Origin of the sequence: Pseudomonas sp. HY13-MNA-CIBAN-0226 (genome assembly GCF_040310305.1) — a bacterium.
GTDB classification, from domain to species: domain Bacteria; phylum Pseudomonadota; class Gammaproteobacteria; order Pseudomonadales; family Pseudomonadaceae; genus Aquipseudomonas; species Aquipseudomonas gregormendelii.
The window spans coordinates 95,231-121,394 of record NZ_JBEOPS010000023.1; the positions used below are offsets into that span (position 1 = coordinate 95,231).

Annotated in this window: 31 protein-coding genes and 1 pseudogene; 24 read left to right on the forward strand and 8 right to left on the reverse strand. The window is 52.1% G+C overall.

The features are described from left to right. Positions 1–6: 6 nt before the first annotated feature. The 17 genes and pseudogenes from AAEZ05_RS23290 to AAEZ05_RS23370 all read left to right on the forward strand — a co-directional run bounded on the left by AAEZ05_RS23290 (position 7) and on the right by AAEZ05_RS23370 (position 14,222). Positions 7–333: a GPW/gp25 family protein gene (locus tag AAEZ05_RS23290; protein WP_350649070.1), complete on the forward strand. Its 327-nt coding sequence runs from the start codon at positions 7–9 to the stop codon at positions 331–333. Further along, entirely contained in the window at positions 330–1,211 is an 882-nt protein-coding gene (locus tag AAEZ05_RS23295; RefSeq protein WP_350649072.1) for a baseplate assembly protein, read from the forward strand. The genes AAEZ05_RS23290 and AAEZ05_RS23295 overlap by 4 nt, the downstream gene beginning before the upstream one ends. A gap of 1 nt (position 1,212) precedes the next feature. After that, a complete protein-coding gene (locus AAEZ05_RS23300) occupies positions 1,213–1,824 on the forward strand; it encodes a phage tail protein I (protein ID WP_350649074.1) in 612 nt (203 codons plus the stop codon). Beyond that, positions 1,817–3,253 (forward strand): phage tail protein, encoded by a 1,437-nt coding sequence (locus AAEZ05_RS23305; protein ID WP_350649076.1) that lies wholly within the window; start codon positions 1,817–1,819, stop codon positions 3,251–3,253. Before AAEZ05_RS23300 ends, AAEZ05_RS23305 begins: the two co-directional genes overlap by 8 nt. Positions 3,254–3,263: 10 nt before the next feature. Continuing rightward, complete coding sequence (locus tag AAEZ05_RS23310; protein ID WP_350649078.1) at positions 3,264–3,824, forward strand: phage tail protein; 561 nt, start codon at positions 3,264–3,266, stop codon at positions 3,822–3,824. Between the two features lie 94 nt (positions 3,825–3,918). Next, on the forward strand, positions 3,919–5,091 hold the full coding sequence (locus AAEZ05_RS23315) for a phage tail sheath subtilisin-like domain-containing protein (RefSeq protein WP_350649080.1): 1,173 nt from the start codon (positions 3,919–3,921) through the stop codon (positions 5,089–5,091). A gap of 18 nt (positions 5,092–5,109) precedes the next feature. Beyond that, positions 5,110–5,613 carry a phage major tail tube protein gene (locus AAEZ05_RS23320; RefSeq protein ID WP_350649128.1) on the forward strand — a complete coding sequence of 168 codons (504 nt, stop codon included), beginning with the start codon at positions 5,110–5,112 and terminating at the stop codon, positions 5,611–5,613. Between the two features lie 11 nt (positions 5,614–5,624). Beyond that, positions 5,625–5,930, forward strand: coding sequence for a phage tail assembly protein (locus AAEZ05_RS23325; protein ID WP_350649082.1), 306 nt, complete (start codon positions 5,625–5,627; stop codon positions 5,928–5,930). 140 nt (positions 5,931–6,070) lie between these two features. Further along, positions 6,071–8,494, forward strand: a complete 2,424-nt coding sequence (locus AAEZ05_RS23330) for a phage tail tape measure protein (protein ID WP_350649084.1) — start codon at positions 6,071–6,073, stop codon at positions 8,492–8,494. A 9-nt stretch (positions 8,495–8,503) separates the two neighbouring features. Further along, the gene (locus tag AAEZ05_RS23335) at positions 8,504–9,349 is read left to right on the forward strand and encodes a phage tail protein (protein ID WP_350649086.1); all 846 of its coding nucleotides are present in this window, start codon (positions 8,504–8,506) and stop codon (positions 9,347–9,349) included. Continuing rightward, positions 9,324–9,530, forward strand: coding sequence for a tail protein X (locus AAEZ05_RS23340; RefSeq protein ID WP_350649088.1), 207 nt, complete (start codon positions 9,324–9,326; stop codon positions 9,528–9,530). The genes AAEZ05_RS23335 and AAEZ05_RS23340 overlap by 26 nt, the downstream gene beginning before the upstream one ends. An 89-nt stretch (positions 9,531–9,619) precedes the next feature. Continuing rightward, complete coding sequence (locus AAEZ05_RS23345; protein ID WP_350649090.1) at positions 9,620–10,663, forward strand: phage late control D family protein; 1,044 nt, start codon at positions 9,620–9,622, stop codon at positions 10,661–10,663. Positions 10,664–10,738: 75 nt separating this feature from the next. After that, entirely contained in the window at positions 10,739–11,248 is a 510-nt protein-coding gene (locus AAEZ05_RS23350; protein ID WP_350649092.1) for a glycoside hydrolase family 24 protein, read from the forward strand. Then, entirely contained in the window at positions 11,248–11,772 is a 525-nt protein-coding gene (locus AAEZ05_RS23355) for a lysis system spanin subunit (RefSeq protein ID WP_350649130.1), read from the forward strand. The genes AAEZ05_RS23350 and AAEZ05_RS23355 overlap by 1 nt, the downstream gene beginning before the upstream one ends. 125 nt (positions 11,773–11,897) lie before the next feature. Continuing rightward, positions 11,898–12,518, forward strand: a pseudogene (locus tag AAEZ05_RS23360) (DNA adenine methylase); the annotation flags it as partial. 253 nt (positions 12,519–12,771) lie between these two features. Further along, positions 12,772–13,686 (forward strand): hypothetical protein, encoded by a 915-nt coding sequence (locus AAEZ05_RS23365; RefSeq protein ID WP_350649094.1) that lies wholly within the window; start codon positions 12,772–12,774, stop codon positions 13,684–13,686. Next, positions 13,662–14,222 carry an AAA family ATPase gene (locus tag AAEZ05_RS23370; RefSeq protein ID WP_350649096.1) on the forward strand — a complete coding sequence of 187 codons (561 nt, stop codon included), beginning with the start codon at positions 13,662–13,664 and terminating at the stop codon, positions 14,220–14,222. The genes AAEZ05_RS23365 and AAEZ05_RS23370 overlap by 25 nt, the downstream gene beginning before the upstream one ends. Here AAEZ05_RS23370 and AAEZ05_RS23375 read toward each other — a convergent pair. From AAEZ05_RS23375 to istA, 6 genes are all read right to left on the reverse strand, one after another. Then, positions 14,219–14,959, reverse strand: a complete 741-nt coding sequence (locus tag AAEZ05_RS23375; RefSeq protein ID WP_350649098.1) for a class I SAM-dependent methyltransferase — start codon at positions 14,957–14,959, stop codon at positions 14,219–14,221. The genes AAEZ05_RS23370 and AAEZ05_RS23375 overlap by 4 nt on opposite strands. Before the next feature lie 18 nt (positions 14,960–14,977). Beyond that, positions 14,978–16,162, reverse strand: a complete 1,185-nt coding sequence (locus AAEZ05_RS23380; RefSeq protein WP_350649100.1) for a DNA methyltransferase — start codon at positions 16,160–16,162, stop codon at positions 14,978–14,980. After that, entirely contained in the window at positions 16,149–17,453 is a 1,305-nt protein-coding gene (locus tag AAEZ05_RS23385; protein WP_350649102.1) for an HD domain-containing protein, read from the reverse strand. The genes AAEZ05_RS23380 and AAEZ05_RS23385 overlap by 14 nt, the downstream gene beginning before the upstream one ends. Positions 17,454–18,140: 687 nt before the next feature. Next, complete coding sequence (locus tag AAEZ05_RS23390) at positions 18,141–18,317, reverse strand: hypothetical protein (protein ID WP_350649104.1); 177 nt, start codon at positions 18,315–18,317, stop codon at positions 18,141–18,143. A 515-nt stretch (positions 18,318–18,832) separates the two neighbouring features. Continuing rightward, entirely contained in the window at positions 18,833–19,636 is an 804-nt protein-coding gene (gene istB, locus AAEZ05_RS23395) for an IS21-like element helper ATPase IstB (protein WP_350649106.1), read from the reverse strand. Next, complete coding sequence (gene istA, locus AAEZ05_RS23400; RefSeq protein ID WP_350649132.1) at positions 19,629–21,128, reverse strand: IS21 family transposase; 1,500 nt, start codon at positions 21,126–21,128, stop codon at positions 19,629–19,631. Before istA ends, istB begins: the two co-directional genes overlap by 8 nt. A gap of 118 nt (positions 21,129–21,246) precedes the next feature. Here istA and AAEZ05_RS23405 point away from each other — a divergent pair, with 118 nt between their 5' ends. Both AAEZ05_RS23405 and AAEZ05_RS23410 read left to right on the forward strand, forming a co-directional pair. Further along, positions 21,247–21,399: a hypothetical protein gene (locus tag AAEZ05_RS23405; protein ID WP_350649108.1), complete on the forward strand. Its 153-nt coding sequence runs from the start codon at positions 21,247–21,249 to the stop codon at positions 21,397–21,399. Positions 21,400–21,570: 171 nt separating this feature from the next. After that, positions 21,571–22,686 (forward strand): hypothetical protein, encoded by a 1,116-nt coding sequence (locus tag AAEZ05_RS23410; RefSeq protein ID WP_350649110.1) that lies wholly within the window; start codon positions 21,571–21,573, stop codon positions 22,684–22,686. A gap of 29 nt (positions 22,687–22,715) precedes the next feature. Here the strand turns inward: AAEZ05_RS23410 and AAEZ05_RS23415 are convergent, their stop codons facing one another. After that, positions 22,716–23,018 (reverse strand): hypothetical protein, encoded by a 303-nt coding sequence (locus AAEZ05_RS23415; RefSeq protein ID WP_350649112.1) that lies wholly within the window; start codon positions 23,016–23,018, stop codon positions 22,716–22,718. Between the two features lie 113 nt (positions 23,019–23,131). On the opposite strand from AAEZ05_RS23415, the gene AAEZ05_RS23420 reads away from it, so the two are divergent. The 5 genes from AAEZ05_RS23420 (at position 23,132) to AAEZ05_RS23440 (ending at position 25,229) form a co-directional block, all read left to right on the forward strand. After that, the gene (locus AAEZ05_RS23420) at positions 23,132–23,518 is read left to right on the forward strand and encodes a hypothetical protein (RefSeq protein WP_350649114.1); all 387 of its coding nucleotides are present in this window, start codon (positions 23,132–23,134) and stop codon (positions 23,516–23,518) included. 176 nt (positions 23,519–23,694) lie between these two features. Beyond that, positions 23,695–24,030: a hypothetical protein gene (locus AAEZ05_RS23425; RefSeq protein WP_350649116.1), complete on the forward strand. Its 336-nt coding sequence runs from the start codon at positions 23,695–23,697 to the stop codon at positions 24,028–24,030. Next, positions 24,000–24,431, forward strand: coding sequence for a hypothetical protein (locus AAEZ05_RS23430; RefSeq protein WP_350649118.1), 432 nt, complete (start codon positions 24,000–24,002; stop codon positions 24,429–24,431). The genes AAEZ05_RS23425 and AAEZ05_RS23430 overlap by 31 nt, the downstream gene beginning before the upstream one ends. A 109-nt stretch (positions 24,432–24,540) precedes the next feature. Then, on the forward strand, positions 24,541–24,816 hold the full coding sequence (locus tag AAEZ05_RS23435) for a hypothetical protein (RefSeq protein ID WP_350649120.1): 276 nt from the start codon (positions 24,541–24,543) through the stop codon (positions 24,814–24,816). A 119-nt stretch (positions 24,817–24,935) separates the two neighbouring features. Beyond that, positions 24,936–25,229, forward strand: coding sequence for a hypothetical protein (locus tag AAEZ05_RS23440; protein ID WP_350649122.1), 294 nt, complete (start codon positions 24,936–24,938; stop codon positions 25,227–25,229). A 49-nt stretch (positions 25,230–25,278) separates the two neighbouring features. Here the strand turns inward: AAEZ05_RS23440 and AAEZ05_RS23445 are convergent, their stop codons facing one another. Then, on the reverse strand, positions 25,279–26,136 hold the full coding sequence (locus AAEZ05_RS23445; protein WP_350649124.1) for a restriction endonuclease: 858 nt from the start codon (positions 26,134–26,136) through the stop codon (positions 25,279–25,281). Positions 26,137–26,164 lie beyond the last annotated feature (28 nt).

Below are 26,164 nucleotides of genomic sequence, written 5' to 3' on the forward strand. Positions count from 1 at the left end.
AAACACATGATCGGAATGGACCGCCGCACCGGCCAGCCGCTGTCTGGCCTCGACCATCTCCGGCAGTCCATCGAAGACCTTCTCGGCACGCCGCTCGGCAGTCGACGCATGCGACCAGAGTACGGCTGCAAGCTGCGCCGCTTCGTCGACCTCCCGGTCAGCGAAGGTTGGAAGAGCGCCGTACAGGCCGAGGTGGCTCGCGCACTGGGTCGCTGGGAGCCGAGGATCAAACTGGACCAGGTGCGCGTAGTCGCGGTGATCGGCGGACGAATCGACCTTGAGCTCAAAGGCGAATACCAGGGTGAAGTCCGATTGCTGGAGGTGGCCGCATGAGCACCGTGGATTTATCGGCGCTGCCTGCGCCGCAGGTACTGGAGTCGCTGGACTTCGAAGACCTCTATGCCGAAGAGCTGAACACCTTCCGTCTGTACATGGGCGAGAACTGGACGGCTGAGTTGGAGAGCGATCCGGTGGTCAAACTGCTGGAACTCGGCGCTTACCGTCGGCTGCAGAATCGCGCACGGGTCAATGACGCCGCCAAAGCGCTGCTACTGGCATATGCCGAGGACGCCGATCTTGATCAGTTGGCGGCCAACGTCAAGCTGAAGCGCTTGATTATCCAGGCTGAAAACCTGCTGACGGTGCCGCCGACTCCCGAGGTGAAAGAGTCCGATGATGCCCTGCGTGAGCGGATCCAGTGGGCCTATGAAGGCCTGACGACAGCCGGTCCCCGTAGTAGCTACATCCTGCATGCCCGCACTGCTTCGGCATTGGTCGGTGATGCCACGGCAGAAAGCCCGGCACCTGCCGAAGTGGTCGTCACCGTCCAGGACCTGCGCGGCAACGGGCAGGCCGATCAAGCGTTGCTCGACATCGTTATGGCCTATTTGAGCGACGACGAAGTCCGGCCGGTCGCTGATCGGCTGCTCGTGCAAAGCACCGAGGTGCTGGAGTACCGGATTGATGCGGTGCTGCGCATGGAGGGTGTGGGGTCAGAGAACGAAGCAATTGTTGCGGAGGCGCAACGCCGGCTAGAAGCCTGGATCAACCCACGACGACGGCTGGGTATCGAGGTCTCCCGTTCTGCGATCGATGCACAGCTTCATCTGGGCGGGGTTCGTCGCGTCGATCTGACCGACTGGGTCGACATCGTGCCGAACCGGTTTCAGTCGGCGTACTGCACCGGTTTCACTGTCATTCAAGGGGCTTGAGATGCGCAGCTTGCTACCTCTCAACAGCACCCAGTTCGAACGAGCCATTGAAGCAGCCATCGACGAAGACACCGAAATACCTTTGCGTACCTTGTACAACCCGAACACCTGCCCGGTCGCACTGTTGCCATGGTTGGCTTGGGCCTGGTCGGTGGACCGTTGGGACAGTTCTTGGCCGGAGGCGGTGAAGCGTTCCGCGATCCGCTCGGCGTTTTACATCCACTTGCGCAAGGGGACGATTGGCTCTTTGCGGCGGGTTGTCGAACCACTGGGTTACATCATTGAGGTACGGGAGTGGTGGCAGACCGCGCCGATGGGAGCGCCCGGCACATTCGCCTTGCAAGTTGGCGTGCTTGAAACCGGCATCAGCGAAGAAATGTATGAGGAGCTGGAGCGCCTGATCGATGACGCCAAGCCGGTTAGCCGACACCTGACAGGCCTGGACATTGTTTTGGAAACCCGCGTTGAGTCTTACGTCGGGGTCGCGGTTTATGACGGTGACGAAGTTGACGTTTACCCCTGGACCAATCCGGATATCGACGTGGTGGTTCAGGGGCACACCGGCATTAGCCATTACATTCTCGACGAAATGGATGTGTATCCGAATGGTTGATAAAAACACAATTTTTGGCGGCCTGCTGACTACGGCTGGCGTCGCCAAAAAAACTAACTGCGATGCCTTGGGCGTCCCTTGGCAGCCCAAGTTCATGCTGATCGGGGATGCTGCTGGAGGGGATCCAGTCCCCGATCCGGCGCAAACGAAACTGATCAACCAGGTCTACCGGGCTCAGTTGAATCAGCTGTATGTATCCCCGACTGATGACAAAGTGTTGATTGCCGAGTTGGTGTTGCCGCCCGATGTCGGTGGGTGGTGGATCCGGGAGCTGGCGTTGGAAGACAGTGATGGTGTGTTTTCGGCGGTTGCTAACGCCGCACCGAGCTACAAGCCATTGCTCAGCCAAGGCTCTGGTCGTAACCAGGTGGTGCGTATGCACATTATTATCAACAGTACGGCCAACATTGAGCTGAAGATTGATCCAAGCGTCGTCTTAGCGACTCGAGCCTATGTTGATCTAAAGGTTATGGAGGAGCTGAACAAGCAGAACTCCAAGCATTCCGTGCGTGCGGCGACCACCGGAAACATCGACTTAATCGGTACTCAAACCATTGACGGTGTCGCGGTCAAGGTCGGTGCGCGGGTGTTGGTCAAAGACCAGAAACTGGGTAGCCAAAACGGCCTCTATCGCTGTGCGGCCGGCGCTTGGTCGCGCACGGATGACGCTAAAACCTGGAGCGCTTTGGTATCTGCGTATGTCTTTGTGGAGCAGGGTGAGCAGAACGCTGACACCGGTTGGTTGTTCACCGTTGATTCAGGCGGCTCGCTGGGCACCACTGCCGTCACGGCAATGCAATTCGCAGGCGCAGGTATTGTCACCGCAGGAGATGGGATTGAGCTGGTAGGCAATCAGGTGGCGCTCGCACAAAGCGGCGTGGTGGCCGGTACTTATCCCAAAGTCACCGTCGACCGGTTCGGTCGAGTGACGGAGGGTGCTGGCTTAGCCGCGCAAGATATTCCCTCTCTGGATTGGGGCAAGATTGCCAGCGGGTTGCCCAGCACGCTAGGCGGCTACGGCATCACCGATAGCTATACACAAGCGCAAGCCCAAGGCCTGGTGAACAACGCACTGAGCAACTTTTCGGCACCCAATATCCAGGTTCCGGCACTGATCAATGGCTTCGCGGACGCCAACAGCTCCCGATACTGGAAAGCCAATGGCAATGTCTATGTGAGTCTGGACATCAGCCGTTGGGTGAGTAACGGAGTCGCGGCGATCGTCATCTTCACGCTCCCGCCGGGATTTCGACCCAGGCTCCGGGTTTGTGGCGTGGGCGATTGGGCCACTCAATCCCCGTTTGGTTTGGGATGGCTTTCGTGGCGGGTAGAAACCAATGGTGATGTCATTCTCGATTATTCGACAGGTTCAACCAGTGGCGCGAGCGGGTACGCCTGCCAACTGAGTTTTTGCACTCAAGTGGAGTAAGGAGGGGAGCATGATTTACGTCATCAGCGAGGGCGGTGTGTTTCTTCACGCAACGCAAGACTCGGAGGGGTATGAACACTGGACGGCAGTGCCTTTGCCACAACCGTGTTGGAACCCGATATTTAAGGGCAAGCGGACCAAAGCAACGGGTGAATGGATCGGGCAATGGGTTCATGACGGTGAACCGCCACCGACCGCTCTTGAGTTGTGCGACCAGGTCGATACCGTCGCGGACAGGGTACGACAAGTGGTGATGGGCGATTTGCTTCGAGCCGTCGAATACGGCCGCGCAGAAACGGAGGCCCGGACCTTTAAAGATGCGGGTTATCCGGCCAATGCCGTTCCCCGTTCTGTAGCCGCCTGGGCCATCAATGGTCGGACGGCACAAGACGCTGCAGACGGCATTTTGACCGAGGCGGCCCACGACGCGGAGATGCTTTACTGCGTCCGGGAGCGCCGTCTCAAAGCGAAGGAATTGATCAGGCAGCAGATCGCGGCCGGCTCATTTGATCAGGCCAAAAGCATCACGGCTGAGGCAATTGAAGCCCTGCAAAGCATTGGCGGCAATTAGCGCAAAAGGGCTTGAATACGCCCTCTGAATAATCCGCATCACTTTCTACATGACCTCGCCCTGGCGGGGTTTTGTCGTTTCTGGAGATAGTCGTATGAGTGCTACTGGATTTTTTCACGGTGTCACCGTCACCAATGTCGATGCCGGTGCGCGAATCATTTCGCTGCCGTCATCGTCCATCATCGGGCTGTGCGACACCTTCACCGTCTCACCTGCCCATAGTGCCAAACCCAACGAACTGCTGCTGATCACCCGAGAAAGCGAGGCCGTCGCTGCCTGGGGTGAAGACGCCGCCATCACCAAGGCGGTCAAGGCCATTTATGCGCGAGCCAAGGCCGTGATCGTCGCCTGTGGCGTGGCCAAGGTCGAGGATCCGGCGCAGCAAGCCTCTGCCATCATCGGCGGCGTGCTGGCAAACGGTCAGCGCACCGGTATGCAGGCGCTGCTCGATGGCAAAAGCCGATTTAACGCGCAGCCGCGATTGCTGATTGCACCGAAGCATACGGCGACTCAGGCCGTGGCCACGGCGCTGGATGGCCTGGCCGGAAAGCTGCGCGCCATCGCGATCGTTGATGGCCCCAATACCACTGACGAAGCAGCCATCGCCTACCAGCAAAACTTTGGCAGTAAGCGTGTGTTCTTTGTCGATCCTGGTGTGCAGCACTGGGACACCGCGCTCAGCGAGACCGTCGATGCACCGGCATCGGCCTGGACCGCCGGCCTGTTCGCCTGGACCGACGCCGAATATGGATTCTGGGCCTCGCCATCGAACAAAGAGTTCGTCGGCATTACCAATACTAAACGCCCCATCGAGTTTCTGGATGGCGATGAAACCTGCCGGGCTAACCTGCTCAACAACGCGAAGATCACCACCATCATCCGTGATGACGGCTATCGCCTGTGGGGCAACCGCACCTGTTCCAGCGACCCGAAGTGGGCGTTTGTCACCCGAGTGCGGACCATGGATTTGGTCATGGACGCGATTCTCTATGGGCACAAATGGGCCGTTGACCGTTCGATCACCAAAACCTACGTCAGCGACGTGACCAGCGGGCTCCAGGCATTCATGCGTGACCTGAAAAACCTGGGTGCGATCATCAACTTCGAAGTGTTTGCCGACCCGGACCTGAACACGGCCAGTCAGCTGGAGCAGGGCAAGGTGTATTGGAACATCCGCTTCACCGATGTACCACCAGCCGAAAACCCCAACTTCCGCGTCGAGGTCACTAACCAGTGGCTGACCGAAGTCCTCGATACCAACGCTTAAGGAGACCCCGCCATGGCTATGGTTCCGCAAACGCTGTACCTGATGAACATGTTCGTCGACGGCATCAACTTCGCCGGCGACGTGCCCACCCTGACGTTGCCCAAACTCAAGATCAAGACCGACGAGTATCGAGGCGGCGGCATGGACGCCGCCATCGACATGGACCAGGGCATGGAAAAGCTGGAAGCCTCGTTCAGCACCAGAGGTGTCCGCCGCGAGGCTTTGAGGTACTTCGGTCTCGCTGATCAGACGGCTTTCAACTCTGTATTCCGTGGTTCGTACAAGGGGCAAAAAGGTATGACCGTCGCCGTCATTGCCACCTTGCGCGGCATGTTGTCCGAGGTGGACCCCGGTGACTGGAAAGCGGGTGAGGCCGCCGAATGCAAATACGCCATCAGCGTCAGTTACTACAAGCTCGAAGTGGGGGGGCGCCTGATGTACGAAATCGATCCTGTCAGCTGTGTTCGCGTCATTGATGGCGTTGACCAACTCGCGGCCGTGCGCCGTGACCTCGGAATGTAAGGAGAACCCCCATGGCACAAGAAGCCAAGAAAACCCCTGAGTGGCTGACCGTCACCAATGATTCGGCTCGGATCACCTTGTCCAGTCCGATCGCTATCAACGACGTGAAAACCGATCAGCTGGTCTTGCGTTCGCCCACCATCCGAGAAGTCCGTGCCGCAACCAGGGCAGGTGGCGATGATGAAGAACAGCGCGAGCTGATCCTGTTCGCCAGCCTATCCGACGCCGGACAGAAAGATCTGGAGGGCCTTTCGGTGCGCGACTACAAACGCGTGCAAACCGCCTACTTTCGCCTGGTGCGGGAAGACGGGGTTTAACGCGGCGATTCAGAAGCAGCTGGCTCGAAAACTGGCGCAGGAATTCTCCTTCCCCGCGGCTGAAATCGAGGCCATGTCTTTTTCTACGTTGATCTGGTGGCTCACCGAGTGAGCCGCTCTGCCAAAGCGGGAGTGAACCCATGGCCAATAATCTGGCACTCGGCCTGGTCATTGGCGGTGCCGTCAGCTCGACTGTCGGCACCGCGTTCAAGGATGTCGAAAGCCGCATCAAGAAGCTCGGGCAACAGGGGGCCCGGGCACGTGTGTTGCAGAACACCATCGGCGACACGATGCGCTTGCGCGATGAGTGGAAAAAAGCCCATGACACCGGTTCAGAATCGGCCGACGGGTTGCTCAAAAAACTGGAAACCAACCTCAGGACCCTGAAGGAGCAGGGCATTGAGGTCAGCAAGTTGCGAAGGGAGTACCAGCAGCTCGGCCAGGTAGCTCGCAGTTCGGAACTTAAAGCCCTGGGGCATACCCAGATCAGCGAAGGCCGGGCGGGGATGAAAAGCAGTCTCGGGAAAGCTGCTGCTCTCACGGCGACGGTCGCGATTCCCACCAAGATTTCCGGTGACTACCAGGCTCAAGTACGTCAGATGTCGTTATGGGCGCACACCGCCGGTACCGGCGATGAGACCAAACTGGGTGAGCAGCTCGCCAAGGTCGCGGATGACAAAGGCATGAGCCGCCAACTGCTCGCCAGTGCCGTGGGTGGGCTGATCGAGAAGGGCGTGGAATGGCGTGAAGCGAGCGACTACGCCGGCCAGATCGCCGACCTCATCGACGGTCAGGGCATGGAGCCTGAAACCATCGCAACCCTGATCAACTCCTTCAAAGAAGCCGGGGTCAAACAGCAAGCCATGGGTGACATGCTCGGTCAGGTCGCGGCGGCCGGGGATATCGGTGCATTCGGGCCCAAAGAGATGGCCAAGTACCTGCCGAGCATGCTCGGCAACATCAAGCGGCTGGGCATGGAAGGCCCGGAAGCGGTCCGTTTTCTCGGTGCCAGCCTGCAATCGCAGTACTCACAGACGCAGGACGCGGCCGCTGCTGCAACCAACATGGACAACCTGCTGAATGCCGTGATCAGCAGCACCAGCCAGGAGCGATTCGCCAAAGAGGGCTACGACCTCGCGGGCTCGATCCTTGCGGCCACTAGCAGCGGCAAAGCCGCCAACCCGGTCGACGCCTTCATCCTGCTCAGCGAGCAATTGATCAAGAAACAGGATCCGGCCAAAGCCAAAAAAATCGAAACCCTCAAAGCCAGGATCAAGGCATCGGCGGACGGCAGCGCCGAGGAAGACCAGGCGATGGTCGCCCTGACCCAAGCGGCAGGTCTTGCCAACATTGTCAGCGATAAAAGCGCGAGTGCCGGCCTGCTCGCGCAGATCAAGTACGGCGATAAGATCAAAGCCGACATGGGCGTGATCAAAGACACCGACGGCAAGGCCAAGATCGAGCAGGACGCAGCCCAGGCCCGGGAGACATCCAACCGCAAATGGTCAGCGGCCACTGCCAGCTTCCAAGCGTCCATGATCAGCATAGGGGACGGCCTAAGACCGCTTACTGACCTCGTCGCCGACGGGTTGGGCAAAGTGGGTTATGCGCTGGCTGACCTGGCTGAGACCTATAAACCAGTGGTGGCTGGTGCCGCTGTTGTGGCTGCGGGAATCGTTGCCCTTGGTACCGCGCTCAGTGCCTTAAAGATGGGAAAAGGTTTGTACAACCTCAGCCGTGGTTCATTGATGGGCAATCCGAATGTTGTTCAGAGGGTGTTCGTGACCAATCCGCCCAGCGGACTGGGTGCGGTCGGCGGAGGCAAAGGCAAAGTTCGGCGTGGAAAAAAGGGCAGGGCACGCGCAGCAAACACCGTTTCAGCCTCTCCCGTAGGCCAGGCCGTGAGCAAGTTTTCACCTCTGGCAATGGCGGGCAAGGGCGCACGATTCGTCAAAGGGGCGGCCCCCTTGTCGTTGATCGATGCGGGTTTGATAGCGTTGGACACTTATCAGAATGCAGAAACCCGTGATGAAAAAGCCGAAGGTTATGGGGATGCAGCTGGAACATTGGCGGGCACTTTGGCAGGTGCTGCAACTGGAGCGGCGATTGGCTCGGTTGTACCCGTGATCGGGACGGTTATCGGCGGGTTGATTGGCGCTGCGCTGGGTGGCTGGGGCGGCGGTGAGTTAGGCGGGGTTATGGGTAAAGCACTATTCGGTGGCCCGGATTTACCTGTGAATCCGCCTGACCGCCCCCTGCTGTCGGGACCGCCTTCACCGTTGGTGCGACAGATGGGTGACGTACCGCGGTCTTTATCGGCACCGTTGGCGAAAGCACCGGCACCTTCGTTGGCAGCGCTTGCGGCCGTGCCTTCAGCGAAGGCAGTCCCGGCGCGTGTCGATCAACAATGGACGTTCGCGCCGAGCATGCCGGTGACGGTTCAGGGCGATGTGAAGGATCCACGTCAACTGGCCCAAGAACTGTTTCCGCACATGCGCGAGCAGTTTGAAGCGTTCAGTCGGCAACAATCCCGGCGTTCGCTGTTTGATGAACCTCACCTTTAAGGAGCTGCCATGGTCTACCTGGAGCAACTGCAGTCCGGCTTCAAGTCCCTGGTGCAAGCCGGGGAGGCTGGACGGCGTAACATTGATGAAATGATAGGGCCGGTGAACGGTGCTATCGGCGATATCGGTGGTGCTGCCGACGAATTGGGAAGCCTGCCATTCCTCCCTCCTGGAGTTGGAGAAAAGCTGCAGCGAATCATGCGCGGCATCAACGCCGCACAATCCAGGGTCGGCACCGTGCTGGCAACCTACAACAAGGCTAGCCGAGCTGTCTCTGCCATTGATGAGCGGATGGGCACGCTCAAGGAGCAGGCGGCGCGAGCCAGTACAGCAATCAATCAGATCGCGGGAAAGGTCAGTCCAAAGCTGGCTAACATCCTGCCCACCAGTGCACTGGCGCCGAACGCCACGCCTGTTGCCGAAGCGGTGAAGCCTTATCCGCACCTCATGATCCTGCAGCCGCTGCAACCCAATGGTCAGCCGTTCTACTTCAACCTCGATACAGCGGCGTTCAACGAAGTTCGCCGGCAAACGGAGTTTCGCTGGGCATCGCAGGAACGGCTGGGGCGTCGGCCGGCGCAGCAGGCTGTCGGAATGGGCGAGGACAAATTAACTTTGAAAGGAGTGATTTTTCCGACCTTCAAAGGAGGGCTCAAGCAACCTGACACCCTGCGCAGTATTGGTGCCCAGCTCGTGCCGTTGAACCTCACCACCGGCTACGGCCAGGTACTGGGCTCCTGGTGCTTGCGAAAAATTGATGAAGAGCATGGGGCCTTGCTCGCCGGAGGTATTCCACGCAAGCAATCCTTTACCTTGGAGTTCAGCCGTTATGGCGAAGATCTGCAGAACGTCTGACGGCGATGTGCTTGATACGCTGTGCTATCAGTTTTACGGCCACCTCAATGGAACCGTCGAAGCAGTGTTGGCGGCAAATCGACTTTTGCCGGATGAGCCGCAGCCGTTGAGAGAAGGCTTGCTCATAACATTTCCGGACATGGTGGCGGACGTGGGGGAGCAGGTGCAATTGTGGGATTGATCTTCCTCGCTGCTGAGCCCTACTGAGCTCACTCATGTCACATAAAAGCCCCGTCATGCAGGGCTTTGGTATTTTTGGAATCTCATATTGTGAAACCAATCTTTCGGATAGTGGCAGATGGGGCTGATATCACAGCCTTGATCAACGACCGGTTGTTGCTGCTTCGCACCTTGGATAAACCCGGCATGGAGTCGGATGAGTTCGAATTGCGCATCGATGATCGAGACAGCGCGGTGGCGTTGCCCAAGCGTGGCGCAGGAGTCGAGATTCACCTGGGCTACGAGGGGGCGACCATGGTTCGCCTTGGCCGCTACACCGTTAACCAGGTAGAGGCCTCCGGCCCGCCCGACACCATCGTGATACGCGGTCGCGCCAGTGACATGCGTGGCAGCGGTAAAAGCACGCGCAGCGGCAGTTGGGAGAACGTGCCACTGGCGCGGATTGTCAGCGACATTGCCGCTCGTAACGGCTGGCAGCCTGAGTGTCCGGTGCAAACGGTCGTGCTCCGTGCCGATCAGTTAAGTGAATCTGACTTCAATTTCATCACTCGCTTGTCCAAGGCCTATGACTGCACTGCCAAAGTCGCTGACAACAAGCTACTGGTTTTGCCTCGGCAAAGTGGGCTGAGCGCCAGTGGAAAAAATCTGCCCGTGGTCACGATCCGCAAAAGCGAAGTCAGCCGCTGGAAATTCTCCTTCGACGACGGCGGTACGCAAAAGGCGGTGAAGGCCAGGTACCAGGACAAGAGGACCGGCGAGCTGGTCAACCTGACCCTGGACAACGATGACGCGCCGAGCGGTTTGCCACCTGTCCACACCGATCGTCACATCCACCCTAGCAAGTCTGCAGCCGAACAAGCCGCCAAGGCACGACTCGCGGCGTTCAACCGCTCGACTGCTGAGGTGCGGCTGGAGATGGTGGGTCGCACGGATCTATTTGCCGAGCGACAAATCATGGCGATGGACTTCAAGCCAGGCCTTGATGGCGACTACCTCGTGGATTCGGTCGAACAGGTCTTCACCCAATCGGGCTGGAGCACCACTGTCGAGTGCAATGCCGGCAAGAAGGGCAAGGCCAAGGCCCCTGGCAAGAAAGCGAAAAAAACCAAGGAGGTCAAAGTACTGGAGCTTTGAGCACAGTTTTTTTCAACCCAGCCACGTAGATCCACGCGCCGCTCTTGAGCGGTATTTTTTTGTCTGGAGAAAAGTATGCCGCGTATTTCAGAGTCATCCGCGGGCGGTCGAAACGTCTTGGCGTTCCTCGACATGCTCGCCTGGTCCGAGTTAGGAAGCGATTACTTGAAGCGCTCGGATGAGGGCTACAACGTCATAGTGACCGGCATCGACGGCAAGCTTGAGCTGTTTACCGACTACAGGACCCACCCGTTCGCCGGTGGCCGCACGTCCAAGGTCATCAACAGCAAAGGTCTCACCTCGAACGCCTCCGGCCGGTACCAGCAAATGTTGCGGGACTGGCCGCACTATCGCGACCTGCTCAAGCTTCCTGACTTTGGTCCGCTTAGCCAGGACCGACTGGCGATCAGGCACATCCGGGAATGCCGGGCCTTGGAAGATGTAAAGGCTGGTCGCTTCGTGTTGGCCGTGTCCAAGTGCCGGAACATCTGGGCGAGTCTGCCGGATGCTGGTTACAACCAGCGCGAACATAAAATTGAGGACCTGCGAGCCCAGTACGTAGCGGCGCGTGGGGTGCTGGCATGATGTCGCCCCCGCAGAAGCTGCTCGGGCTGTTGGCGCTACTCGTTGTTGTGATAGCCGGCACTGCGGTGGGTGTGTGGCAGGTGCAGGAGTGGCGCTATGGCAAGCAGATGGCTGACCAGGCGAATCAGCATCAGGCCGATCTCACCGCTATCAGTAATGCGGCTGCAGCTCAGATCAGCGCCGATCAGGCCAAGCGGTTGGCTTTAGAAAAGACCCTGGCCCAATCCGACCAAACCTACATCCTGGAGCTATCGAATGCACGACTCGACCAAGCACGCTTGCGTGATCGTCTTGCTACTGCTGACCTGCGGCTGTCAGTCATCCTCGCCACCTCGGATTCAGCCAGTGGCTGCTCAATGCCAGCCACCTCCACCACCGGCAGCGTGGTTCATGGAGCCACAAGAGCCCAACTTGACCCAGCGCATGCTCAACGAATTATCGGCATCACCGATGCCGGTGACCAAGGACTGATCGCGCTAGCCGCCTGTCAGGCCTACGCCAAAGCAGTCTCAACACCGAATTGAAAAAAGAGCGGCCTGAGTGGATGCGTCAACATCCAACCCAGCCGCCGTCCATGCAGAGCGTCCCAGTCCAGCTAAGGCTCTTGCATCGTGCACAAAGCGCGATGAGCCTGGCACCTGTTTAAGACCTCAACGACATCAACGGCGATCTGGTCACGCTGTACCGCGTCGTGCAGAACCACCTGGATTCGTGCGCCGGTTCAAAATGGGGGCTCAGTTCGCGCAAGGTGTTCGAGTGGCAGAAGATGTCCCGCCCCTAAACCCTTACGTACATGCAGCGCGCCGCCCGATTCTTCTAACCGCAGCACCATGCCTTCGCCGGCAAGGTCACCGGGCAGACGTTTGGTACGGCGACCACCGGACCGACCATCAATCTGCTGCGGATCGAGGAAAACCTCTAAACCGCTTGGCAGCGCCTGTCTGGCACCTACGTTGAAAATCTCCCTTGGCTTGAATGCGCAGAACGCTACAACCGTGCCCATACCTTCCACATGGACCCGCCCTATTGGCAGACCGCTGGTTATGGGGTGGACTTTCCGTTCGAGAACTACGAGCGAATGGCTGACTTCATGCTCCGCTGCAAAGGCAAAGTGATGGTCAGCATCAACGATCACCCTGATATCCGCCGCGTATTCGAAGGCTTCCACTTCGAGACACTGAACATCCGCTACAGCAACACCAATCAGCGGCAAGGAAAAACCGAGATCAGTGAAGAACTGGTGATCATGAATTGGGATCCGGTATCCTAAGGAGGATTATTTTAGAAGGCGTAGCCAGGATGGGAGGGCAGGCACCGTGCGTGAGCGGCAACCAGTGAATACGGGGCTTACGGGCTAATCGCGTTCGCAAAGAAGATCAGTATACGGTAGTGTGAGAGTAGCATTGCCTACCGTCGGAACCGTATTGGATGCATTAGTTTCGATGAGAACACTGCATGGCGGCTCGATACAGTAGCAAGCCTACAGCTATTTGTTTAATCCTAGATAACTCAAAGGAATGTCCATGAGCAATTCGGCTCAAAGCGGTAATGCAAACTTGAGTAATGGTACTAGTCAGAATGAACTTAGGCGAACATTTATTGCAATGTTGTTTGCCCTGGTCGCAGCGACTATAGCTCAGCAAATAGCTGAGCTATTATTTGTAATCACCGGTGGTTGGGATTTGGCCTCTAGTCCATCGAAGATGTGGGAAAATTTAATCTCCGGCAATGGGATGCTTTTTGCATCGCTTACGCACTCTTTTCTGGCGTTGCTTATGGTGTCGATGAGCTGGGTAATGTGGTCTAAGTCTCAAGCTGCCGGCCATAAGACTGAGATTACACATATTTTTTCCAAGGAATTTGTACTTTTATTAATCGAGGTCTTCCTTGTTGTCCTGTATTTTGCTATTGCGAAAACAATGGAGCAAAATTTTACAGAATATATGAAGGATAAAAATATCTCTGCATATGTCGGAGTGGCATCTGCTCGTCCTGAAGCACTCCAAATGATGTGGGTGTTTTCCGTCTTCTTTGTCTGGGATGTGATTGTAGATGTTATCTATAGTCCACGTACGCCTCATCCTGTTCTTGTTCGCGAAAGGTTTTACTCTTTCATTCAAGGGCTTTTGACATACTGCTCTATCTCATTGCTTTGTGTTTTCGCTGCTTGGATGGTTAGCCGAGCTGCACCATCTGCCGGTACTCCATACGAAGCGCTTTGGGGCGATATATCGCTAATTGCCCTTCTTTTGTTTTTCGCGTTGGGTAAACAACTCGAATACTTCGCGATCAAGTTTTTTCCAGGCGAAGATAGTCGCAAAAATACAAAGCGTGACCATCCGCCTTCAACTAAGGCGGCGGTAATGATGGTTTTCCTGGCTGCTGTTTATATTTATTCGATGATGGTGTTGATATGGCCGCCGAGCTTCCTCAAATAATTGGCTTAGTAGGGCCTATTAGAGCCGGTAAAACTACGGTTACAAAATATCTGGTTGAGAAATACGGGTATATTACCGCGTCCAACTCTGACGTGCTTAGAGAAATATTAGACGGTATGGGAATACCGTCTAATCGGGCAAATTTGGGAAGGTTGGGTAATTCGATTTTTAAAGTTCTGGGTAACGACATTATCGCCAAGTATCGCCTCGACAATCTTCACTTGGGGCGGATAGTTGTCGATGGTATTCGTTATCCAGAGGAGATAAAGCGGTACTCTGAAGTTGCGGGTTTTAAGCTTTTGGGTGTCACGGCAGATCCGAATGTTCGCTTTGAAAGAACGGTTAGAGAACGGACAGAATTGAAGGATGTGGGTATTTCTCGTGATGCGTTTGATAGTCTAGTACTGTCGAGAAGTGAGCTAGATGTTCCTGAGCTTGTGTTAAGAGCGGATGAAGTGATTTTAAATGATGGAGGTTTTGAGAGTCTAAAGCAAAAAATTGATCAGACTCTGAAAAAATGGAGTTCTTACTCCTAAGTAAGGCCTAGCAGTTGTTTTAAAGTGTTTGCGCAGGACTCCATCTGCGCATCGCTTTTTCCAAGTATCCAATACTCGTGATTTAGACATAAACCAACTGAATCATGGATTCTGAGTATCTTGAATCCACAATCTTGTATGTCTGACGCGAGTTTTTCTCTCGCAGCGGTGCTGCGCCGATATACGTTGGCGACAATAACTCCCGTTGTTTTTAAGGCCCTACTTAGTTCGGTTAGTTGCGCTTTATAAAACGGGAAGTGCAGCACAAATACCGCAATCACCATCTCGAAATAGCCTTCTTCATAAGGAAGAGTGCATGCAGTTTCAGAGAAGATATAACAGTCAAGATCGTTGCTTGAATGGGATTTTACTACTACTTCATCTGCATCCGATAGGACGTAATGCATTCCCTGCGCAGCATTGACTGTAAATACGGGGTTTTCGCCTGCTCCGATTTCTAGAAGGCTGGAGGGGGCGATTTTAATCGCTAGCGATTCAAATAAAGAGCGAACTTCACCATTCGCGCGGCTTATTAATTCGGGGAATTGGGCACGAGCGCGACATAGGTTACTGACTTCGATTGGCTTCAGCTCGTCGAGGTGCTCAGTATGAGTGTAAAAATAATCCATGAATCTGAAATATTTGGTGCCTTGATATATCGTCTCACTTGGTCCTTTCTCATTTTTTTTATATTTGAGAACGCCAGGTTCGATCATCTCAAAATCTTCTTCGTTCATACTCCACTCCCTCGGATCCTAATCTTTTATAAATATAAGAATGTCTTCGCATTTAACTTTTGCCATTAAACGCCTGCGACTTATTTTTATGTTTCTTTCTTTCCTTAGCGCGAGAGTGAATCCCTGATTTATAGCCGAAAATATTAATTCATCAGTAGTGGAGGCTCTTGCCTGCGATTCACCCACGACTAATGCCATAGATGAGCCATTTTTAAGTATGCGAAAGCTCTGTTTGAAAAAACTAGCCATAAAGCTCATGTATAATTCATGACTATTTTTCCTTGAACGATTTGATCTGGCCCCTGACTCGGCTGAGCGAAGCTTCTCAAAGTCTCTAAAGCCCAGTCGTTCAGCAGCAAGCTCGTCTTTGTCGAACCACAAATAACTGAGTCGCTGTGACTTTACATAATCGGCTACACCGTAGTAAGGCGGGGAAGTCATAATAAAGTCAACGTGATCGTTCGGAATAGACTCCATGTTCGCGACACAGTCTCCGGCAAGCAGTTTGTAGCGAGATCGAGTTTGTTTTCTCGTTTCCTTGCCTACGTGAACTTGAACAGCTTTATGAGAAAGCTCAGTTAATTTCAGATATTCATTAGTAGCATTGCGAAACGTTAATAATGCATCTTTTGGAACTATTTCGGAAGGTTTTGGTTTTACGTTATCGCAAACCCATCCCCAATGACGCCCCTGTGAAGAAGTGTTTTTTAATATTCCGGAGAAAATCGCAAGCAAACATTTTTTTAGTTGCAGATTTTTAGTCTCAAGGATGGAGGCTAATAATCGATTTAATATGAAAAGTGTGTCTGGATGGTACCAGGCACGCAGTTCCTCCTCGTGAGGATGAGGTTCTGCTAGTTTTGTCCCAAAAAGATTTTCCGATTCGCTGATAATAACGTCAATTTGCGTTCGAAGACTTTTTGGATCAGGAAAGTAAAGCTTTGCTTCGCTCATAAGCAACGCAATTGGGTTTGTATCTATCCCAATAAAGTTTCTACCTAGTCTGACTGCCTCTACCCCCGTGGTTCCGGATCCGTTAAAAGGATCTAAAACAGTATCTCCTTTTTGCGTAAAAGCAGGAATTAGCGTGCCGGGAATCGCCGCAATATAGGTTGCTGGATACCAATGGAGTGAGTGGATTCCCGAATTGCTGAGATTTGGGAAAGACCAATCTATATTTTCTAGATGCTCAGTTAAGTTCAAATGGGAATTCATCCGTTTCGGCGTAGAAGCTTCCTTTATATGTTTCCGGGAATTCAGCTTCAAAAATATCGACTTCAAAAAGGTCACAGAATGCAGTCGTAACCTTTTTTCTCCATTCGATTATATCTGGCAATAACATCTTAGGTTTGCCTGGCGTCTTCTTAATCAGCGAAATCATACAGCTGGTAGAGTTTTCGCCGAGAATGACTGTTCCCTTGTCATTGTCAAGAGCGACCTTGATTTCACGGCAAATTAGACCTTTTTCATTCCATACGAAATAGGTCGGATCATTGAATGGTACATCTACACGATGTGAGATGTATTCAGCAATCTCTGCATTCTTGAGTTTTTTGGAAGTATGAAAGTTTTTAAACCATACGTAATCTATAAGGTGATATTCGCATCCGGAAATAAGCTGCTGTGCCAAAGTTGCGGTGCTCGGGTGCTTGCGAAGTTTCTCCTCAAACTCCGGTTCAGTCATATACCAATTTTCAAGTGTAATAACTTCATTCTCAACTGCTCGACGAACTAAATCCGTTTGGAGCGCGTTGTATGGAATGCACTCTGGGTGTGCAATTATCATTGTATATATGCGCTGCCTGAAATCTATCCATTTTTTTAGCGGAGCAATAGCTGCTTCGCTAAAGATAAGTCCAGATTTTTCGTTCAACTTCATGCATTTGCGCAGTTCGATTATATTTTCTCTAGCCTTGTCCCATCCAAGCATCGCTGCCATTCGGTGGACGTTGTCGATGTTATCGATATCAATGTCCGCAGATACAGCGCTGTGGAAACCGGGTTTTGGACAAACTAGATTAATTACCGCATCTTGATTGACGTTGTGTTCGCGCAAAATCTTCTCAAGTTGCAACTGCTTACCTGGAACAATTTCTTGATATGCATTATCTTTGCTGAGCACTCCGCTAATTAAAGCTGACAGCGTTTCCTCGTGATTAAAGTTAGGGGCGACACGTTTGAGTTCGGATTCCACAAGATGGCCATACGGTGGAATGGCTGCATCATGTAAAATTGCCGCGGCGAGTAGTGCCTTTGTTGCATCTAAACTTAGATTGCTTTTGTGTGCTAATTCGACAGCAAGATAAGTGACCCCAATCGAGTGGGGGAGGCGTCTAGATCTTCCGAGTTCTTGGATAAGAGGCACATCAAAATTCATTTGACGCATGTTTCGTAGCCGGTGAATCTCCGGGCTATCGATGAGATCGGCGAGTAACGAAGTTAGGTTTTCATCTGAAAACCTCATGAGCCCATGCAAGATGTCGTGGAATTCCATATGGCCCTTCATTTCAAACGTAGCGGGGCGTAAACCCAAATTGGTCAATTGTACACGCTAAAGGTGCGTATATCACATGCCACTCGAGCGATCCCCATGCTGCTAGGGACTGAATGCGCTACACCCATGACTGACCGATTGCATCCTTGATTTGGACATCTCCAGTGAGCACTGTCAGTGCCAGCCAAGCAAGCGCCGTCTGAGCATGGGTTCATGTACAGCTTTCCTGAATATCCAGCTGGCTTTCCCTCGGAAGCGGCAGACCGTATAGAGGCCTCATCTGCCTAGGTGAGGCCTTGAACTACCGCGCGCCCGAGTGTCTACCCGATCAAAATCACCGCGCAAGCTTGCAGGGGCGGTAGCCTTTGACGGCGACCTAGCTGTAGCAAACCGCTCAAACAAGATATTTTTTGCATCGTGATGCGTTGGGATCAGTGAGGGAACCACCGCCGATCAAGGAGGCCGTGGATACCCAAATGTGTTGTGGTTAGCATAGTGGCGGGGATGATTTTAGGGCAAATTTAGGGCAAATCGCAGACCGTTACAGGCCGTTGCAGGCCTTTCAAACGAGGCATTAGTCCCATTAATAGTGGGCTGTAGCGGTCGGCGGTTTCGTCCGATCGGGTTCGAATCCCTATCTCTCCGCCATACGTCGGAAACCCTTGTAAATCAAGCACTTACGAGGGCTCAAAAAAAGCGTTTTGTACCAACGCTTTGTACCAAAATAAAATAGCCCTGATCTGCGGATTGGGGCTTTTTTTTGCTCAAAATTTGACCAATCGAGCCATGTCCTTGGCTTGCCCGGTCAAAGCAACCGCCACAAGTGAAGCCCACTCCGATTTGGAGTGTTTTGAGACGTTTCAAGGCGCTTTGCCATGCCAGTGCCAAAGCGGGTAGGGTAGAAGTCGAAAATGGGTTAGAACGCATCACAGAGCGCTACTACGAAGGATTGATACGCATGCCGGCGAAGGTTGGGTTATCGAAAGCCCTGCTTTCCGGGACGAAATTCTAGGTTGAAGATGTTGGCTATGAGCGAATTGGACAAGGCTGAAGCTTACAAGCAGAACCATGCATTGCTTCGAGAGTTTTTCGAGTACGCGAATGACTCGAAAATGATGAGCTAGACGTTCGTGAATGCCCTTGGATTAGAAAAAGAAGGTGAATTCACAGTTGAGTACGCCGCAATTGACAATGTTGAGACTTTTGAATTGTTGGCGCTGATTGAAAACTGACCCACCCTGCCGATTGAAAAATGACCCAGGACGGATTGCTGATTTTTACACCCAGCAATTGTGGATAAGCTTAGCAGCAGTGTTCCGGTTGACGACGCATCAAGCCCTGTTGCATGTAGGCATGCAGCAGGGCATTTATGGTGCAGATCAAAACGGCTCATCGTCCTCGATATCATCTCCGTCTTTGCGCTTTCGCTCACGCGACTTGATCTTTGTCTGGGCGGCCAAGGTGCTGTGTTGCAGGCGGTAGGACTCGTTGCCCGTTTCGACGATGTGGCAGTGGTGTGTCAGCCGATCCAGCAACGCGGTGGTCATCTTGGCGTCGCCAAACACACTCGACCATTCCGAGAAGCTGAGGTTGGTGGTGATGACCACGCTGGTGTGTTCGTACAGTTTTGACAACAGGTGAAATAACAGCGCGCCGCCGCTCTGGCTGAAGGGCAAATACCCAAGTTCATCAAGTATCGCCAGGTCTGTTCGAAGCAGTCCTTGGGCAATTCGGCCTGCCTTGCCATCGTGCTTTTCACGCTCCAGCAGATTGACGAGATCCACCGTGGAGAAGAACCGTACTCGTTTGTTATGAGTAGTGATTCCAGACACGGCCAAGGCACTGGCCAGGTGTGTTTTTCCGGTTCCAGGCCCACCGATGAACACTACATTTTGCGCAGTCTCTGTAAATTCAAGGCTGGATAACTCCTTGACCAGACGGGCATCAGCGCTGGACGCGCTGAAGTTAAAGCCCGCTAAATCACGGTGCATGGGGAGCTTTGCCATGTTCATCTGATGATTCACAGAGCGCACCGCGCGATCTGCCTGCTCCTGCTGGAGCAGATGTTCAAGCAGCCATTTCGAGGATGCCGTCGAAGCTTCTCCCTGGGCCGCCAACTCTTCCCAAGCCTGCGCCATGCCATGCAGACGCAGTTCTTTAAGTTCTGCCATCAAGTCACGCATTGCGGCTCTCCTCATCGGTTGTACGGAGTTGGTCATATCGGGCCGTGTTGGCAATGGGAGCCACCTTGAGTGGCAGGCTGGTTTCTACGGAAGGTGGCGGTGCAGTAGCGGTGAGCCGGGCGAGAACATTTAAGATGTGATCGGCGCTCAGACTTCCCGACTCAAGCACCAGCTCTACCGCTACCAGCACCGGGTCGAGACCGGCGATGGGCACGGCAGCGAGCACCTGCGTCATGACTCGATCACCGTTGCTGTGACGTCTCAGGCCCCGTTTTAGAAGCCGCAACGGATTGGGCAGATCGGCAAACGGCGCGCCATTGCGAAGGGCCCCCGGCTTGCGCTCAATAAGTGGGATGTAATGCTGCCAGTCAAAGCTGACCTGATCTCTATCAAAGAGGCGCTCGTGGCTGGCAATCATCGTTTCATCGGCGATGACCACGATCCGGGATGGGTAAAGACGGCTGCTGACCCACTGGCCGACTCGCTCACACGGCACCGAATAGCGATTTCGCGCCACGCTGATCAGGCAGTTGCTGGAGACCCGCACGGTGCGCTCGACGTAGCCATCAAAGACCGTCGGCATCGGCATCATTTCGGCCTGCTCCAGCTCCAAAACGTCCGCCACCGTCAGCCCGTTGTACTGCGGATGCAGCAGCTCCCCCCAAAGCGCACGACAGCGTTGGCCGAGCCAGGCATTCAGTTCCTCGAAGGTGTGAAACATGCAGTTTTGAGCGTCAAGCCAAATGCGCCGTCGACTATCTTGAACGTTCTTCTCGACAATACCCTTTTCCCAACCAGAGGCTACGTTGCAGAAATCCGGATCGAACAGGTAGTGCGCGCACATCACGGCAAAACGGGCATTGACCGTGCGGCCCTTGCCTTTGCTGACCTTGTCGACAGCCGTTTTCATGTTGTCGTAAATGCCGCGACGCGGCACTCCGCCTAATGCGCCAAACGAGCGAGTATGGGCATCGAACAGCATCTCGTGGCCTTGGCTGGGATAGGCAACCAACCAGAATGCGCGACTGGCGCACAGCTTCATGTGGGAGACCTGGATGCGTCGAAACAGACCACCGATCAGCAGACCCTCTTCGCTCCAGTCAAATTGAAAGGCTTCACCGAGAGCAAACGTCAACGGTACGAAAGCGCGTAAAGACTTGCCTTGCTCGCCTCGCCAAGAGCGCACAAACGCCGTGAGCTGGCTGTAGCCGCCGTCGTAACCTTCGGCCTTGATCTGCTCGAAAAGCGTTTTGGCGCTCCTGCGATTGTGCTTTGCCCGGAACGAATCGGCCTTGAGCGCCTGTTCCAGCGTCTCGTGGAATGGGCTGAGCTTGTTGAAGATTGCGCACCGCTGGTACGCCGGTTGAGTGGCTTCGGGCGCTCTGACCCATTTTCGGATGGTGTTTCTCGACAGCCCGGTACGCTTGGCTATCTGATGCAGCGAGAGTTTGTCGCGGAAGTACATCCGCCGGATTTTTCCCAACATTTCCATGCTGATCACCCTGTGTTCTCCTGCTCAAAAAGTGAGCAGAAGCAGTTGAACACCTGGGTCAGTTTTCAGTCGGCAGAACAGCCTTTACTGGGTCAGTTTTCGGTCAGCGGCAACATTCATGGTTGCCTACGTAGTGATGGACACGCTCAACATCTTTGCCGTGAATGTGGTGTACGTGGTCATTGCTCTGGTCGTCGTGTTGGCATTCCTGAACGGTCCCATCAACGCGATGAGAGCCAAGGCAGTCCAAGAATTGAAACGCTTCATGTGAGCTGGGTAGGAGGGATAAAGCCAGATCGATCGTCTGGCTTTTTTACGTGCCGGCGATCTGCTTGGCAGTGAACTCCAGGTTCTTCAACCGCCTGTGATGACGTGTGAGAGGTGTAGGTGATTGGTCCTGCTGGTAGGATGCCACCACTCGAATTTTGGAAGGGATGCCCCTGTGAGCTTGAAGCAAATCCTATGGTCCTTCGGGATCGTCCTCGGTGCGTTCGCGCTCATTGTCTTCGGCTTGTATTGGTGGAATGTCGGACCAATCTCATCCGACCATACCGCTTGGAGTAGCTTTGGATCTCTGCTAAGTGGTGTCTTTACCATCGTAGGTGCTGGTGCAACGGTTGGTACGCTTCTGTTCCTTGGGAAGCAGAATCATGACATGCAGGAAGTCACGAAAGCTCAGATGGCCACCTTGACCTTCGAACGGTACATAAACCATCGCAAGCTCTTCTCTGACCAACTGCAGGAGCTTGTAGCGCTCCATAAAAACGCCTTCACCTTCCGCGACCCTTCGAGCCTCTACAGCGCGATTTTCCCCGAGAACAGTCCACACCATTGCTCGTTCACTGTGTCACCTACCTATGACGAAAATGGCGATGGATCAAATCAGATTGGAGAAATGCTTGCCAAGCTGAAACGGCTCAGAGCATATCTATACCAATCGCATTTCGATGAAGAAGAACCCCAAGAAATTATTTTGCTATTGATTGTTCTTGCTTACTATATCTTTATGATTGAGCCTACCAAGTCCGCGCAAGAAGGCGACGTGAGGTTTTTAAAAGATGAGTATGGTATCAATATCTATAGCCTGAAGAATTTTATCGAGCCATGCCTTTCTATTGCCAATATGATATTGAGATTTACAAATAATCCACTGATAGATGTTCGAGAATTTAATTCAGACTCTAGATTTGTCCGTGAGGCTTTGATTAAGCGTTACCATTTGTCGAAAACTAAACACGCAATTACGGTACACAGCGACATAAAAGGAATTCAGATGCTTGCCTTCGTCTATTTTGAAGCACAACGTCTGCGCGAAGGTACTAACTATCTTTTTCCTGAGACAGTCAAGCAACTGAATGAAAAATTCAAATCTGCAGATGCTGTGAACACCTTAGCTGATAATTCAGTTTTCAATGACATGCTTAACGTACTGTTGCATGAGGTCACGCATAAGGTTTATGAAATGGATGAGGGGCTTGAGTATTATAGTGATGCCTTCAGAGTCAATGAACATCTTATTGCCTTGATTGGTCGAGCTGATTTCCAGCCTGCACCATAACAAGTGAAGCCGATATGCGTCGGCTTTTGTTAGAATAATCTATTCATGCTTCGTAATAGATTGTCTGGTTCTATTTCAGTATGGATCACTTCTTTGTTTCCGCTGTGCATTTGCAAAATGTCGAGTAAAGTCCATCCAAAATCCTTTTCTAATGTTTGAATGTCTTCGAATGAGTAGCCAGTCATTTCGTTAACCTTGATTCTCAATTCCTCTTCTGTAATGGGTGTATATCGAGCGCCTTTCTTGGTGCGTTCGTCGTGGTCAGGATTTAATATTTTTTGGAAATGCTTTCTGTGATACTGGTCATTTATGTCAGCGTGCTTGTTAGCCATGATGTTTTGATTTGTTTTGCTAATTATATCATTTGAAACGAAAATACTTTCGCTAAGGGTAAATTTGGCGTTAGGGATTTGGTATAATTTGAGCATAACCAAATAATATAGAAATGAAAAAAGAATCCAAATTATTCGCTTATGCGAAACGCTTTAAGGTTGTATTGGCAATCGCCGCTTCCATCATGCTCTGGCAAATTGCTTTCGTGATTTACAATCATGATCTTTACTATAGCTACAATCATATGCCTATCACAGGCAAAGTGATTTTTGAAGCTGTGTTGGTATGGTTCTTCATAGATGTATACAAATTCTTAAAGCCTAAATATTTTCTGTTGATAGAAAGCAAATGGTACGCTGAGCGCAAGCTGATGGTTGTCTGGCTTACCAAGAAATCCTTCAAGCTTGCCTTCACGGGTTTTAAGTTTCTGTTGAAGTGGGGTTTCATCACTCTAGGAATCATGCAGCCTCTTTGGCTAATCATCAAACATGCTTTCTAAATAGAAGCCGACTTTTTGAAGTCGGTTTTTTACGTTCATAAAATTTTGACTGTACACATTTTTAAATCTCTTGCCGAAATATTGAAAGGTTCACTGATTGAAAATGATTTGCGCTTAACCTCAAATTTGGTTAGTGCTGTATGGTATAATTGGTGGTATAACAAACCATTACTAAAATGAAAATTACAAAAACTGCTTTATCCATTCTTGCAATCGCAATCTCTTCATCTGCTTTCGCTGCAACTTCCTCTGATACCGATTCCGAAAAATCCTCTGCTGATGCTTACCAAGGAATATTCGGTATCCATAGACCTGATAGTGGAAAAGCTGAAGCTATAAAAAATCAGATTGAATTCGTAGTTCATACAAGTGACTTAAAAGATTCGACAGATAACGTGAGCTATGATGCTGTTAACGTTGCGGCTGCTGCACAAATATTTTCCGGTGCTAGAGGTGATATTCAATTGAAGAGTTTATTGCTTTGCCAGATGGTTCGATCACTGAGAAATTAGTTTTTATTTCTAAGCAAGGATTTTTGAGCGCGTATGCACTGAAGGATATTGAGGTTAGTAAGTATATTGAATCGGTTAAGGCTAGAGAGAGAGTGGTGCAAAATAATTTGTTTTATGAATATTCAAGTTTCAGAGACTCTAGCAGTTTGTTTGGTGTTGAGATTTCTCCCGTAGAATTTGCAGTTCTTAAAAATAATCCAGTCGATTCAAATGTTGTGGCAGGTGCTGTTAAGGTAGCTGCTGAATTCAAAGCAAAAGCAAAAGCAAAAGCAAAAGCAAACGAAAATGCGATTGCTGAATTCAACACTTTTCAAGAAATAGCATTAAAGGAAACTGACCCGGCTGTGAAAGCTTTGATCAAACAGGCGGCTGATTTGAAGTTGGCTAGCTACACGAAATAATCTGTGCAACAAAAAATTACCGGCTACCCACGCCGGTTTTTTATTTCCCTTAAACTCTGGATTTAAAAATGAAAGTGGTATAATTGGAGAATAGCTAACCATTTAAATTATGAACAAATCAAAAATAGCAATTTCCCTTTTCGTTTCAATGCTCTCTATAAACGCTTTTGCGGAAGTATTCGAAACAAGCTTTCAGTCCTATCCAGCACCTGCAACCGAAGAAGTAAAAACACCAGACTCAAAACAAGGACCAGATTTCTCAGCACTGTCTCCTGCTGAACAAAAAGAATCATCAGTACAAAGCTATGTGGTTTCCGAAAATCCAGAAACGGGCGTAACGGTTTATGCCGCTCCTGAACCAGCTCCAATAACTGTAAATAAGTGATTCAAATTCAGAAGAATTAGCCAGAAAATAGTTGGCTTTTTTTCGATTGTTTTCTGTTAAGTCCCTTAATTCATTGGGCGAAATGCTATAATTAGTATATAAACCAAATAATATAAATCATGAAAAACTTCACTAAAATAATCGCCGCTTTATCTTTGAGTTTAATCGCTTCTCACTCATTCGCTGCTAGCCCTGCTGAAAATGCATATGACGCTGAAATGAGCAAAATGCAAAAGCTGTCAGAAACTGAATTGTTCCTTGAAGATAATTTCGCTGACCAAGCATCTGTTGAATTGCCGGGAATCCACTGCGTTCAGGAAGAGAAATCCAGCACAGAGGTTGAAGGCGCTACTAGTGGTGTGACTACTCACAGAGTCGCTTACAAGGGCTTTACCTGCACCTACACAAACTGATTCACAGGAATCCACAAGCCGACCATTGCAGTCGGCTTTTTGCTGTCTGTCAGTGGTGAAGGGTGTGATCGATGGCTTTGGTGTTGAAGTCTTCCAGCACGCCCCTGACCAGATCCATCGCGTCAAAGCCAAGATTGAACGTCCTGCTCGAATGCACGTAGTGAACGTCAAGGCTGTGGATTTTGACTCGTTTCCTTGATGGCAAAACGATGAAGGTATTTGGTGGTGTGAGAGTGGTGGTCAAAGGCGTGCTGATCTGTGTTTCATCGAAGGGTACGTTGCGGTCGAGCCATGTGACTGCTGATACAGGTGAATCTGTGCCGTCTTGGAAAAGTGCTTCTAAGGTGTTCACGGACACACTGTTTTCACCTGCCATGGTGTCGATTGACTCTTCATCCTTACCATCGATTTTCAGCGCGAAATCGACATACTCAGTTCGGTTAAGGGTGCCTTCGATCTTAATCTTCTGTATGTATCCATCCCAGTCAGAGCCTTGGGGATTGCGAAGCCGCTTGAGGCTTATCCCGTAGAAGTTGCATAGGTTCACTACGCCTCGCTGAAAGCCCACTGTGGTGAGCAAAACGCCTTGGCTGTTAGGAATGTCGGTGAGCAATCCTAGAAGGTTTCGGGCATGGATGAGATCGATAGTCGATTGGTAGTATTTGCACTCCACCAGCACCTGATGCTCTGTGCCGTCTTTCAGGTAACGCCAGTAAACGTCGATCTGGTGAGCCACGCCTGAACGCCCGGTGATCTGGACGTTGTGTAGCACCTCAATCGTCTCAACCTCGTCATTGGCTAGAATCGCTTGGTAGACCTGCTGGGCAACCTTCTCGTATTCAGTGCTGTTTTTTACGTTGCGTATTCCACGGCTATCCGGCCACTGATTCCATGAACATCCGGCCACCTATTCCACGGTGATCCGGCCACCCATT